This window comes from Flaviaestuariibacter flavus, assembly GCF_004337505.1.
Taxonomy (GTDB): Bacteria; Bacteroidota; Bacteroidia; order Chitinophagales; family Chitinophagaceae; genus Flavisolibacter; species Flavisolibacter flavus.
This window is the reverse complement of the sequence record NZ_SJZI01000008.1, coordinates 492893-508035: the sequence shown is the minus strand read 5'-3', so window position 1 is coordinate 508035 and position 15143 is coordinate 492893. Positions and strand designations below refer to the sequence as shown.

The 15143-nt window shown below is 61.3% G+C and carries 3 protein-coding genes; 1 reads left to right on the top strand and 2 read right to left on the bottom strand.

Annotated features, from left to right (window positions below):
- Nucleotides 1-116: 116 nt before the first annotated feature.
- A complete protein-coding gene (locus EPD60_RS06300; protein WP_165871435.1) occupies nucleotides 117-926 on the bottom strand; it encodes a DUF1206 domain-containing protein in 810 nt (269 codons plus the stop codon).
- 180 nt (nucleotides 927-1106) lie between these two features.
- Nucleotides 1107-2321: a GAF domain-containing protein gene (locus EPD60_RS06295; RefSeq protein ID WP_131447957.1), complete on the bottom strand. Its 1215-nt coding sequence runs from the start codon at nucleotides 2319-2321 to the stop codon at nucleotides 1107-1109.
- A 382-nt stretch (nucleotides 2322-2703) separates the two neighbouring features.
- Between EPD60_RS06295 and EPD60_RS06290 the strand changes: the two genes are divergently transcribed.
- Nucleotides 2704-15105: an Ig domain-containing protein gene (locus EPD60_RS06290; RefSeq protein ID WP_131447955.1), complete on the top strand. Its 12402-nt coding sequence runs from the start codon at nucleotides 2704-2706 to the stop codon at nucleotides 15103-15105.
- Nucleotides 15106-15143 lie beyond the last annotated feature (38 nt).

The window sequence follows — 15143 nt, the reverse complement described above, 5'->3', positions numbered from 1 at the left end:
ATAGAGAAAAAGATGTCTGATGTCGGATGTCTGATGTGCATCCTTCGTAAGGGCAGACTCCATACGGAAAGCACTGCACTATTCACGATTGACGATTCACGATTGCCGATTCACGTTCAGGCCTGCCCGATGCGATCATGCTTTGCGCGGATGAAATTATAGACTCCGTAGCAGAGCAGGCCGATGCCGAGCGTGGCCAGCAGCCAGGGGCCCCAAGTGCCGGCGGCGATGAATTGAAAAGCCCTGGAGGTGTCGCCCGCCTCGGAGGCGTTGGCGTGGAGAGCGGCGCGGCCAAAGAGCCAGCCGAGGAGGATCCAGACGATGCCGCGGGCGGTGTAGCCTACCTTGCCGGCTTTCTGCAACGTGGCGCCGGGCACGTGCTTGCGGTAGTGTTCCGACCAGCCATACCAGATCTGGTAAATACCCACGCCTAATAGTACGAGCGCGGCCGCGCCGGCCAGCCATTGCCCGGCGGGTTGCTGCAACAGTTGCTGCGCGGCATCCTGCTGCTTGTCGCCACCCGATCGGTGATGGGTAAGCGCATAGCGGGCCGCCAGCCAGGAAAGGGAGCCGTAGCCGATGCCACTGATGGCATAACGGGCCCTGCGGGCAGCGCCTTTGGTGCCACCGCTTGCCGCCACCGGCGGGCGCACCGCCTCGATGAGGCGCCAGCAGGCATAGCAGGCCAGGCCCAAAGCAAGGGCGCCCACCAGCCACAGGCCACCCGGGGCGTCGTCGAGGAGAATGAAGATGCCGCTGCGGTCGGCGCTGCGGGCCGAGCGGCCGCCGATATGAAAGGCGGACATGAACACCAGGACGCCGAAGAGGCAATAGGTGCAGCCTTTGGCCAGGAGGCCGGCCCGGGCAAGGGTGCGGAGCCAGGCAGGTGTTTCGGTGCGGGCAACGGCCCTATGAACGGTGAGCATAAGCACGCTAAAGCAAATGGCTGGCCAGCCCACGGACAGAAACGATGGTTTGGAAGGAAACGGTTTCTTTCTCACTAAATGCACGAACGTTGACGCCGGTGCTGATCCTGTCATTGGAACACGAGGCCGCCGCGCTTTCCGGCGGGCTTTGGGTTCCTGAGTTCAATAGTGGCTGGTTGTTCAGCCCGCGGCGCGATCGGGAAGAAATACGGCCAGGGAACTGCCGCGGTTGCCCAGTTTTTGTACCGAGAGGTTTCCCCCGATCAGTTCAACCAGGTCGCAGGTCAGCGCCAGTTCGGTATGAAAAGGCTTCCCGGTCAGGTGCTCAATGCCCGGTGTGAGCGGGTCGGTAAAAAAGCGTTGCAGGGTGTCGGTGATATTTTGCTCGGTAAGGAGCATGAGGAACTCGACCCCGCCCGACTTTGCCTGCACGAGAAAGGAGATCTCAGTTTTTTCGCTCAGCGAGATCAGCGCACGAAGCGCGTTCCGGAGTATGAGCTCCAGGTCGGCAGGGTCCTGCCGGATGCTGAGCCCGGCGGGCACCAGTGGGCTGAGGCGGCTGCCGCGTTCGCGGAGCAGCGGTGCGAGCTCCTGGAAGATGGTGGCGCATAGGGGCGCTACCGGTGTTTCGGGTACATTGACCGGACCGGTCACCACCGCCTGGCTGATGCGGCTGAGACTTTCGGTGAAAGCGGTAATCTGGGCGCGGTGCAGTGCCGCGCGGGTATTGATTTCGGCTACTTCTTTTTTTGAAAAGCGGCTCTGGCGCAGTGCATCCATGCCATTGTCGATCAGCGCTGCCGCGTTGGCCTGCTGTACCCGTTCCAGTTCGGTCAGCCGCACAACGTGCCGCCGCAGGCTATTGGCCTGCTCCCGGAGGCTCCGTTGTTCTTCGTCCTGGCGCCGCACGGCCAGCCGGAGGCTGCGGAGCTCAATGAGTGCGGTGGCCTGGCGGGCGAGCTTTTCAAGTATGGATGCTTCCTTCCAGGTCAGCTCGCGGGGGCGCGAGTCGATGATACAGAGGGTTCCGAGCCTGGCGCCACCGGGGGAGTGAATGAGGGCGCCGGCGTAAAAGCGGATATTGGGATCACCGAGCACATAGGGATTTGCTGCAAAGCGCGGATCCTGGGTGGCATCGTTTACCACGAAAATATCTTCCTGGAGCAGGGCGTAGTTGCAAAAGGCATTGCTGCGGTCGGTCTCCCGCAGCGAGGTGCCGCGCGCCGCTTTGAACCATTGCCGTTTTTCATCCAGCAGCGTCAGCAGGGAGATTGGTGCCTGGCAAAGATCCGCGGCTAGGCTGACCAGGTCGTTGAATTCGGATTCCGGCTCGCTGTCCAGCAAGTGGAGCTCCTGCAAGGCTGCTACCCGTTCGTTTTCAGAAAACTGGTCCATCTGTCCAAAGTACGACTTTATTCTGTCTAAGTAAAATACTTATTTCTGCGAAATCCGTACAACGGGGCGGTCCGTCTGGACGCCTTACTTATTGGGAAGCCATTGCCGTAACAACCCTATCTCGTCCATAAATAAGTGGAAATACTTGGTTTTCATAAATATTTTCGGCATCCGCCGGCTTAAGTAACGCGTTCGTCTAATTTCGGAGTAGTCCTTAACCGATCAGAATATTTTTGTGCGTAAGTAATTGTACTTATAAATGTTTTTTGATCTGCGCCTTCCAAAACCGAAGCTCTTGAATTCCCGTACCTATCCGCATTTTGGCTACCTATCCTTCGCGGATACCTGCTCATCGTACGATCGTCAACCCAAACCCGTCCATATGCCTCTTTTTTTCGCGAAAGCCGCCCGCCTGGTCCGGCCCTTTTTTGCATTTGTGCTCCTGGTGCTGGTATCCGTCACGGCCGGGGCGCAACAGCCGCCAACGGCACTCCGCTACCCGACGCCCAACGTATACATAGCCGGCGCCAGCAACGTGTTCCTTTCGCCTACCGTATCGGGCAACATTACGAGCTATTCGATCGCGCCGGGGCTGCCCACGGGGCTATCGTTCAACACCAACACCGGTGTGATCTCGGGCACGCCGCTTACTGCAAGCCCGGCTACGACCTATACGGTGACGGCCACCAATGCATCGGGCACCACCAATACGACGCTCAGCATCCAGGTGACCTCGTCGTATTACAACAACAGCAACGCGCAGATTTCCTTTGACAGCCCTACGCCGCTCAGCGGTGATGGCCGGGCCGCCGGGAACCGGGTGCTGTATTCCAACGTCGCCACGCTCAGCGGCACGACCATCGACGCGATCGTGACGACAACGTCTTATGCCAATCTTACTTCTTACGATGTTTACGACCAGTCGGCCGTCAGCGGTACGAACTTTTCCAACAACGATCCGAAGTTCTTTTCGCCGCAACTGACCTTCAACAACACGGCTTCGGCGGCGAGTCCGGGCCAGATCCGCTTCGATATCCAGTTCATACTCGGCGGGTCCTACAACGCGTCCACCAACCCGAACGGGACACCAGTGATTCTTCAGAACGTGACCGTTAATTCCTACGACGTGGATGGAAACGGAACGGCCGGCTCGAATCAATTCAACCTCTTTGGCGGCTTCAACACCTACCAGCTGAGCGCCAGTCCGGCTACCACGGTGGCGGCTACCTACGACGCTGCCACAGGACTTACCAAGTTCCGCTCCACGGTTTCCACCAACAATACCAATGTGCTTGCCGATGAAACCCAGATCCGCCTGAGCTATTCCAATGTCAGCAGCTTCCCGCTGGTCCTGGGCGCGGAGGAAGGCGGACAGGCTTTCTTCTTTATCGACTTCAGCACTTCCAACGCATTCACCACGCCTACTACCGTGGCGGTGCCGAGCATTGACCTGAATACCGGCACCACCGGTGTTAACAACGAAGCCACGGGCTGCGCCAGCGGTCTCGCCTTCACCAACGGCAGCGCCGCTACCAATAACAGCACGCCGTCTACCAACTCATTCGATTCGCTGGTGGTGCGCATCCCCACAGCGCAGCTGCTCAACGGCAGCAATGAATTGCTGCTTGTTAACGGCGCAACCGCCGGCTCCAGCATCACCCTGACGGACGGCACTTCCACCACCACCACGCTTTCGGGTGTCAGCTACACGGTTACCGTCAGCTCGCGCAACGGCATCCGCTTCGTGCGCTTCGTACGCGCAGGAAGCACGGCTGCCCAGATCGAGGCACTGCTCGACGCGCTGCAATACCGTAATACAGCTGCTACGGCTACCAACGGCACCCGCAACTTCACTGTCAATGCATACAACGCGGCCGCGCAGAGTCCCGATGCAATCTTCAGCGCCACACTCAACTGCGTCTCCGTCAGTGGCAATATCTACCGCGATCCGAACGGGCTTTCCGACAATACCGTCAATGCCAGCTCAGGGACGCAATTCGGCGCCAGCGAAGTGTTTGCGGTGCTTACCCGCCAGAGCGACAACGTAGTGGTTGCATCGGCCGGTGTATCGGCCGGCGGCGCCTATAGCTTCGGTACACAGGACCCGGGCAATTATTATATCACCGTGCGCAGCACCAATGCCGTTGTGGGCGGCACGATTACCACGCCCAGCTATCCTGCCTCGAGCGGACAGCCTTATGTAAGCGTAGGGGAGAACATCGGAAGCGGCGCGGGCAGCGACGGGCTCGTGGACGGGCGCATCGTGGTGACCTTGGGTTCTTCCTCGGTAGCCAATGCCAACTTTGGTCTGGACGTGCCGCCTACTACCTCCGGCAGCGTTCTCAGCAGCATCCCCAACCCTGGTGGCTATAATTACTACACGGTGCCCACAACGGGCGGCTTCACCTATAACGACCTCGACGGGTCGGTAGCCTCCATCACCATTACCTCTTTCCCGACGGGTGCGAACGTGATCCGTCTGAATGGTGTTATTTACACCAACGGCGGCACCTGCCCGCCGCAGTCGGCCTGCGTGGCCTGGCCAGGCGCTGTGGTGGTCCCGGTTGCCAACATCGCGGCCATCGCCGTCGACCCGGCAGCCACCGGCAACACTTCAGTGGTGATCCCCTTCCGCGCTACGGACAATGCCGGCGTGCAGGATGTGACGGCATCGGCCAGCACGCTCACGATCAATTTCATTGCGCAGGCTTCGCCCATTACGGTATCCGGCAATGTTTTGGACGACGCCAACGGCAACGGCATTAAGGATGCTGCCGAGCAATACACCAATGTGGCCGGCAGCGGCCAAACGCTGTATGCACTGCTGGTGCAGACATCGAATACCTATTCGGGCGCCGCCACCATCTATGCGTCCACACCGGTGACGGCGGCAGCCACCGGTTACAGCTTCAGCAACGTGCCGTCGGGCAACAACTACGAGGTGCGCATTGCATCGCTGGGTGCCGCACCCACCGACGGCGCAGCCCTGAGCACCATTACGCAGACGCTTGCCAGCGGCTGGACGGACGTGAGCTATAACAACAACGGAACCATCACCACCGGCCTCAATACCACTTCGCCCGTGATCAGTCTCGGCACGGTGACCAGCAGCCGCACCAATGTGACCTTCGGTCTCGACGCACTGCCCACGGCGGTGACGGGTGCTGCCGTGAATGTGACCAACCCCGGCGCAACGAACACGGTAGCGGTTCCGGCAGCGGCCTTCAGCGGCACCGATGCCGATCTTGCCGCCGGCCAGATCAGTTATATACATATCACCGCCTTCCCGGCAAATGCTACTTCGCTCACGATCACAGGCGCGCTGACTCCCGGCGGTGCCGTGACCTCCACGACCTACACGGCGTCCAACTTCCCTGCAGGCGGCGTTTTCGTGGCTTCCAATGCGGCCGGTAACCTGGCAAGCCCCGGCTCTGTGCTGGTGGACCCGGTGAATGGCGCGGTGGCCGTTTCGATACCCTTCCGCGTGGTAGACAACGCGGGTATGGAAAGCACCAACACGGCGGCTGTGAACCTGCAGTTCAGCGACCTCACGGTTTCGGGTACGGTATACGACGATGCCAACGGCGGCACCATCAACGGAACGCCGATTTCCAACGCCAATGGTCAGCTCTATATGAACCTGGTGAGCGGTGGGGTAGTAGTGGCTTCGCAGGCACTCACCAACGGCACCTATAGCTTCGGCACCGCCAACGGTGTGCGCAACGATGTGGCTACCTATAACCTGGTGCTCACCAACAGTGCCGCGGCCACCGGCTCGGTGCTTCCGGGTTCGGCCTGGACCTATACCGCTGAAGGGCTGACAGGCACCGCGGGCGACGGCGCTCCCAACGGTATTTACAGCTTCGGCGCCGTGGTAACCGGCAATACGGTCGTGGATTTCGGTATCGATGCAAGACCCACAACAACCGGCATCACCACGGCCACAACGCAGGTGAACCCCGGCGGCGCCAATAATGTGACGATCCCGGCGGCGACCTTCAGCGGCACCGACCTGGTGGACCTGAACAACGCCGGGCAGATCTCGTATATTCTTATCACAACCTTCCCGAACAATGTCACTTCCATTACGCTCACCGGTGCCCTGACTCCCGGCGGCGCGGTAACGACCACAACCTATACCAGCGCTACGTTCCCCGCTGGCGGTGTGTATGTAGCCACCAACACTGCGGGCAACCCTGCCACCAATGTGCTGGTAGACCCCATTAATGGTGCGGTGACCGTAGACCTCGCTTATAAGGTGGTGGACAACGCGGGTAAGGAAAGCAATAACACCGGCATCGCCCGCCAGCCGCTCAGCGATCTGACCCTGTCCGGTAATGTCTACGACGACGTGAACGCGGGCACCATCGACGGCTTCCCCATTTCCAATGCGGGCGGACAACTCTATGTAAACCTGGTGAACAGCACCACCAACACGCTGGTGGCCTCGAAGGCAGTCAGTGGCGGTGCCTATAGCTTCTCTACCGCCGATGGCCTGATGAGCAGCGTGAGCACGTACCGCCTGGTACTTGCCGCATCGCCCGCCGCAACGGTGGCCGGCCTGCCCAACGGCGCATGGACCAATACCGCTGAAGGAAGCACCGGCACCACCGGTGACGGCACCGGTGATGGTACCTATAGCTTCGGCGGAGCCATCAGCACCAATACCGTGATCGACTTCGGTATCGATGCGCTGCCCACGGTGGCGCCGCTCAGCACTGCGGCTTCGCAAGTGAACCCGGGCGGTACCGCAACGGTTACGGTTCCCGCCAGCACCTTCAGCGCTTCGGATGCAACCGACATCAGCGGCGGCGCCGTGAGCTTCTTCCATATCACGTCCTTCCCCACCAATACCACTACGCTGAACGTATCGAATGCCGCCACTTCGGTGAACGGCACTTACGGTACGGTGAGCTATACGGTCGGCACCTTCCCGGCCGGTGGTATCTATATCCCGACCAATGCGGCCGGCAATCCCACCGCCACAATCACGGCAGATCCCGTGAACGGTGCGGTGAGCGTGGACTTTACCTATACGGCGATCGACAACGCCGGCAAGGAAAGCAACACATCCGGCACTGCCCGGCAGCCGCTCAGCGACCTCACGATCACCGGTACGGTTTACGACGACGCCGATGGCGCAACCGACAACCTGATCGACGGCACGCCGGTGTCGTCGGCGGGCGGGCAGCTGTATGTGAACCTGATCAACACCAGCAACAACACGGTGGTGGCGTCGCAGGCGCTGACCAACGGCACCTATTCCTTCGGCACCGCCAACGGCGTGCAGAATGGCGTTACTACCTATGCGCTGGTGCTGACCAGCAGTGCTGCCTCCACAACGCCGGTGCTGCCCTCTTCGGGATGGGTCAATACGGGTGAAGGCCTGCCCGGCACTGCCGGCGACGCCAACGTGAACGGACGCTACCTGTTTGGCGGCGCGCTGACCACGTCGCAGCAGGTGGACTTTGGTATCGATGCGCTGCCGATCCCGGCGACCCTCACCACCGCCGCTACGCAGGTGAACCCGGGCGGCACGGCTACGGTATCTATCCCCGCGTCGACGTTCTCGGGCTCCGATGCCAATGACGTGAGTGGTGGCCAGATCAATTACATCCACATTATCTCTTTCCCCTCCAACAGCACCCGGGTGAATTTTGCGTCGGCCGCAACAACGCCCGGCGGTGCTCCCGGTGCCTTGACTTATACAGCCGCCTCCTTCCCTGCCGGTGGTGTTTACATTGCCACCAATACGGCCGGAAACCCGACGTCGGCCATTACAGTAGACCCGGTGAACGGCGCAGTAAATGTTGACTTCGTATACAAAGTGATTGACAACGCGCTCGAGGAAAGCAACGGCAGCGGCATTGCCCGCCAGCCGCTCGGCGACCTCTCCATCTCCGGAAAGGTATATGACGACGTGAACGGCGGTGTCATCGACGGCGCACTGATCTCCAATGCCGGCGGCCAGCTTTATGTCAACCTTGTCAATGCCTCCAACAACACGGTGGTAGCCTCGCAGGCCATCGCCAACGGCAGCTACAGTTTCGGCACGGCCGACGGTGTGCTCAACAATGTGTCGTATCGCCTCGTACTCACCAGCAGCCCTTCGGCAAATACCGCCACGCTGCCCTCCGCCGGCTGGGTATATATGGCCGAAGGGGTGAGCGGCACATCCGGCGATGCGACGGCCAACGGTACCTATAATTTCGGCGGCGCCATCATTACGGCGCAGCAGATCGACTTTGCCATCGAAGCACTGCCCGTTCCGGCGACGCTCACGACTGCTACGCCCCAGGTAAACCCGGGTGGCCCCACCTTCGTTACGATTCCTGCGTCCACATTCATGGCTTCGGATGCAAACGATATCAGCGGCGGCGCCGTCAGCTTTATTCATATCACGGCTTTCCCCGCCAACACCACCACGGTAAGTTTCGCTTCGGCGGCTACTTCGGTAGGCGGGCCTTTTGTTCCGCTTGCCTATAATGCAGGCAACTTCCCAACGGGAGGGGTGTATGTAGCCACAGCAAGCAATGGCAACCCGCTTTCCGCCATCACGGTAGACCCGGTTAACGGCGCAGTAAATGTTGACTTAATCTTCACCGCCATCGACAACTCGGGCCGCGAAAGCCTGACAAGCGGCATCGCACGGCAGCCGCTTACCGACCTGGCCATCGCCGGCACGCTTTACGATGATGCCAATGGAACACTCGACGGCATCATCAACGGCACACCCGCAGGCAGTGTGGGTGGAACGCAGGTCTATGTCAACCTGGTGAGCGGTGGCACCGTACTTGCCAGCCAGGCCCTGCCGACGGCCGGCGGCACTGCGGGCACCTTCAGCTTCAGCACCACCAACGGCATCGTAAGCGGTGGCAATTACACGGTGGTGATCGCCACTACGGCAACCGCAACTGCATCGAACCTGCCGGCGGGCTGGGTGAACACCGCCGAGGGCAACAGCAACACAGGCGACGGCAGCGCGAATGGTAGCGTTGCGCTGAGCAATGTGCAGACAACCCAAACGCTTTTCTTCGGCGTCAATGCGATCCCGACCGCTTCGAGCAGCACCATCACGGCGCAAAACAACCCGGGCGGAAACGCGCTGGTGACGATTCCCTCGGCTTCCTTCCCCGGCACCGACCCGGATGTCAATGGTGAGATCGCCTATGTGCGCCTCACGGCATTCCCGGCTAACGCGGTATCCATAACGGTTCTGGCAGCCACGTCCTATGGCGGCACGGCTACCACGCAGACCTACACGTCTGCCAACTTCCCCACGGGCGGTCTCTATATTCCCACAGATGGTCCGGGCTTCCTGCTGCCGGTTGATGCCCTCAAGGTCGACCCGGCCAACGGCGCCGTATCGGCGACTTTCCCGTACACGGTATTCGACATCGCCGGTTATGAAAGCAATGCTGCCGTAACCACGGTGCCCTTCGTGCTCGGGGCTATCTCCGGCACGGTGTATAATGACGTTGACGCCCTCACCGACAACCAGATCGACGGTGTCGGTACCAGTCTCGGCGGCCAGCTTTATATAAATGCGGTTGACAACCTGGGCAACGTAGCGGCATCGGCTCCCGTACAGGCAAACGGTACTTACGTGATCGCGGGCCTGGGCAGCGCCACCTATACACTGACGCTGACGACCAGTGCCGGCTCCAGCACCGCCACCCTGCCCGCCGGCTATGTGAATACCGGCGAGGGTATCGGCGGCAGCATCGTAGCCCCGGCCGACGGCCAGCTGGTGGTAAACCTTTCCTCGGGCGGTATCACCAATGCCGACTTTGGATTCGATGCCCGGCCGGTTGCGAACAGCAGCACCGCGCCCGCGCAGGTGAATCCCGGCGGCACCAACACCATCACGGTTCCCGCTGCCTCCTTCAGCGGCACCGATCCGGATGCGGCCAACGGTGGTGAGATCAGCTACATCCATATCACGGCTTTCCCCACCAATGTGACCTCGATCACGGTCACCGCGGGCACCACCCCCGGCGGCGCGGTGACCACGGCTACCTATACTTCGGGCTCCTTCCCGGGAGGTGGGGTTTACATTGCCACCGACGCGTCGGGCAACCCCGCCACCGCGATACTCGCAGACCCGGTGGACGGCGCCAACACCATCGCGATCTCCTACCGCGTGGTGGACAACGGCGGGCTCGAAAGCACCAACACGGCTACCCTGCAGCAGCCGCTTTCCGACCTGGTAATAGCCGGTACGGTATACGACGATGCCAACGGCGGCACCATCAACGGAATGCCGATCTCCAACGCCAACGGCCAGCTTTATGTGAACCTGGTGAGCGGTGGGGTAGTAGTGGCTTCGCAGGCTCTCACCAACGGCACCTATAGCTTCAGCACCGCCAACGGCGTGCGCAACGATGTGGGCAACTACACGCTCGTGCTCACCAACAGCGCCACCGGTACAACTCCGGTGCTTCCGAGCTCGGCCTGGGCAAATACGGCCGAAGGTCTCAGCGGCACTTCGGGCGACGGCGGTGCGGACGGCAGCTACAGCTTCGGCGGCGCGGTGACAAGTCCGGCTGTAATCGACTTCGGTATCGACGGGAAGCCGACGGCGGTATCGGCGACAGCGGTTACACAGACCAACCCGGGCGGCACCAACAACATAACGATCCCGGCTGCAACCTTCAGCGGCACCGATGCGGTGGATATCAGCGGCGGTGCCATCAGCTACATTCATATCACGGCCATCCCGGGTAATGCCACCTCGATCACCCTTACCGGCAGCAATGCTTTGGGTGGTCCGGTAACTACAAGCACCTATAATCCGGGCAACTTCCCGGCAGGTGGTGTGTACGTGGCTACCAATACTTCGGGTAACCCGACCACGGCCATACTGGTTGATCCGCTTGATGGCGCAGTAACCGTAACCGTTCCCTTCCGCGTGGTGGACAATGCCGGCGTGGAAAGCAACAATACGGCGGTTGCGGCGCAGCCGCTCAGCGACCTGCTGATCACGGGTACGGTGTTCGATGATGTGGACGGCCTCACCGATGGACGCATTGACGGCACACCTATCTCCGATGCAGGCGGCCGGTTGTATGTGAACCTGGTGGACGTTCAGTCGGGCGTCGTAGTGAGCAGCAAGCTGCTCTCCAACGGCACCTTCAGCTTCGGTACGGCCGACGGCCTGCGGAGCGATGTGGCAAACTACCAGCTGGTACTTGCCGCTTCGCCTGCCGCCACCACGCCGGGGCTTCCCGCGCCCGCCGACTGGGTGAATATCGCCGAGGGGGTCAGCGGTACCGCCGGCGATCCGGTGCCCAACGGCCGCTACGTATTCGGCGGTGTTGTTACCACCAACCGGGTGATCGACTTCGCCATCGACGCGCTCCCGGTACCTGCCTTCATTACGACGGCCGTGACCCAGGTGAACCCCGGAGGCATCAACCTCGTCACGATCCCCGCATCCACGTTTGTGGCTTCGGATGCCAATGATATCAGCGGTGGTGTGGTCAGCTTTATCCGGATCGCCAGCTTCCCCACGAATGCGACGACTGTGAATTTCGCGGCTGCTTCCACAACGCCGGGCGGCACACCCGGACCGCTTTCTTACACCAGTGCTACTTTCCCCGCAGGCGGCGTGTATGTAGCTACTGGCAGCAACGGAAATCCCACGTCGGCCATCACCGTCGACCCGGTTGACGGAGCGGTGAATGTCGACTTCGCATTCCATGCAATCGATAACGCGGGCCAGGCAAGCACCATTACCGGCACGGCACGTCAGCCGCTGAGCGACCTGCTGCTTACCGGCACGGTGTACGACGATGTGAACGGCGGCACCATCGACGGCACTCCCATTGCAAGCGCCGGCGGGCAGCTGTACGTGAACCTCGTTTACAACAACACCGTAGTGGCTTCGAAAGCCGTAACGGCCGCACAGCCCGGCTTCTCCTTCAGCACGGCCGACGGCCTGCGTAATGATGTAAGCGGCTACCAGCTGGTGCTGTCGGCAAGCCCCACGGCCACTACGCCGGCACTGCCGTCGGCACAGTGGGTGAATACGGCGGAAGGTATTCCGGCTACTACCGGCGACGGCACCGTTGACGGCGCCTACACCTTTGCCGGCGTCATCGCTGCCAACACGCAGATCGACTTCGGTATCGACGCAAGGCCGGTGCCGCTGCCGCTTATCGTGGCCACGCCAAAGCTTAACCCCGGTGGCAACCTGTTCATCCCGATCGCAAGCGGCATCCCGCTGGCTTCCGACCCTGTTGATGTGGCCGGCGGCCAGGTAAGCAGGCTGCACGTGATCTCCTTCCCGACGAAGATCAACGCGGTAACGGTTACCGCTTCGACCACCCCGAACGGTTCGCTGACGGTGCAGACCTTTACGGCTGCGACCTTCCCGGCAGGCGGTATTTATGTGGCCACCGATGCCGGCGGCAGTACGCTCGATCCCTTCTTCATCGACCCGATTGATGGCGCCGACACCGTGGAGATCAGCTTCCGCGCGATCGACCAGGCCGGCGTTGAAAGTATCGCTACCGGGCTGGGACGGATCCCGATCCTCGACATTACCATTGGCGGCTCCATCTATGACGACGTAAACGGCGCCAATGACGGGGTGATCAACGGCACGCTCATCTCCAATGCCGGCGGCCAGTTGTATGTCAACCTCGTTGACGGCGCAACGAACACTGTGGTGGCTTCGAAAGCGGTTACCGGCGGCACGTACAGCTTCGGCACGGCCGACGGGCTGCGCAGCGATGTGAACACCTATCGCCTCGTGCTCGCAGGATCGCCCACGGCAACCACGCAGGGGCTGCCCGACGCGGTCAACTGGGTGAATACCGGTGAAGGCGACGACGGCACCGCCGGTGACCCGCTGCCCAACGGCCGCTATACTATCAGCACCGCGGTAACGGCGCCCCTCGTGATCGACTTCGGTATCGATGCGCGCCCCGCAACGACGCCGCTCACCGTGGCGACGCCGCAACTCAACCCGGGCGGCACCATCAACGTTGCCGTGCCTGCCGGCACCTTCGGCGGCAGCGATGCCACCGACCTGAGCGGCGGCGCGGTGAAATATATTCACCTGAAGTCCTTCCCGACCAATGCAACTTCCATCACGGTGACGGCGGCAACAACGCCGGGCGGCACGGCCGGCACCAACACCTATACGGCTGCTACCTTCCCCGCTGGCGGCCTGTATGTCGCCACCAACACGGCTGGCAACCCGCTCACCGCTGTATCGGTTGATCCGGTGAACAATGCAAGTGAGGTAGACTTCACCTATGCAACCGTTGATGCGGCTTACGTGGAAAGCAACAGCACCGGAATCGCACGGCAGCCCCTGCTGTCGCTCTCCATCAGCGGTAGCGTGTTCGACGACTACAATGGCAGCACCGATGCCCTGATCAACGGTGTGGGCACCAACGCCGGCGGTACGCTCTACGTGGTGGCCCTCGACGGCACTATGGTGGCGGGCAGCGCCACGGTGGCTGCTGATGGCAGCTATGCCATCTCCGGCCTTTCGGCAGGCGACTACACCCTGCTGCTCACCACCTCGCCCTCGGCGACGGTCGCGGCACTGCCGCCCTACTGGGTCAACACCGGTGAAGGCAGCGGCAGCGGCAGCGACGGAAGCATCAACGGCAGCACGGCGGTAAGCCTGGCATCGGCAAGTGTAGCCGCTATCAACTTCGCCGTTGAGCAACTGGCGGTCGCCGATGCGAAGAGCTATGCCGTCAACCAGTTTACTAGCCCGAGTGTGCTCAATGCCAACATAGCGAGCACCCTCAACCCGGCGATCAACTACGACTACCGGATCATCATGACCGGTCTCGCGTCCGGTGGCAATATTCCGGGTGCGCCTTCAGCGGCAGACGGCGACGGCAACAGCGGGTCTCCGCTGACGCTCGCGGATGGCACGCCCAACACCAGCCTCGTGATCGACCCCAGCTCGTATTTCGGAACGGTGAATGGGGTTAGTGGTCCTGATGGTTTCGTGCTGGTGTACGACGGCGTGCAGCTGCATGCAGGCGGCTGCCAGGGCAGCAACACCGGCAACAGTGTATGCGGCTACTACAATAGCGGCAACGGCACCTGGGAGATCCCGTCCTTCGACTTGTCGAAGCTGACGATCCTGTCCCAACGCGGCAGCACCAATATCGCCTTTGAGTATGCCTTCCGCGACGCGGCCGGTTTTGTGGGCCCGACGGCAACCTACCAGGTCGTGTTCGGAACACCGCTGCCGGTGCACCTCATCTCCTTTACGGGTGTGAAGCGCGGCAACACGGCGGCGCTCAGCTGGACGGTAGACAACGAGACCGACTTCCGCGGGTACGCCGTAGAGCGCAGCCTTGATGGCCGCAGCTTCGAGCAGGTCGGGTTTGTAAATGCCCGCAACCTCGCCACGCTGCAGCGGTATGGTTACAACGACGACCTCGGCGGCATCCGCTCCGCACGAGTGTACTACCGCCTCAGACAACTCGATAACAACGGCTCCTTCACCTACAGCAATGTGGTGAACCTGGCCCTGGATAACGGGGCGGTTGAAAACGCGGTAACGGTACTGACCAACCCGGTTAAGAGTGCCGTGAAGCTGCAGGTGCGCAGCGCCACCGGCGGAAAAGCGCAGGTAGTGCTTGTTGATGCGGCCGGACGCGTGATCGCCAGCCGGCAGCAGCAGGTGCCGCAGGGTACCACCACCTTCAATATAGAAGTGCCCGGCTTTGCGGCCAACGGTATTTATACGGTAGTGACGCTGCTCAACGGCGAGCGCTTTGCCAGCAAGGTGCTCCTGGACCGTTAACCGGCATTCGTATCTGTATCGATAAGAAAAGCCTCCCG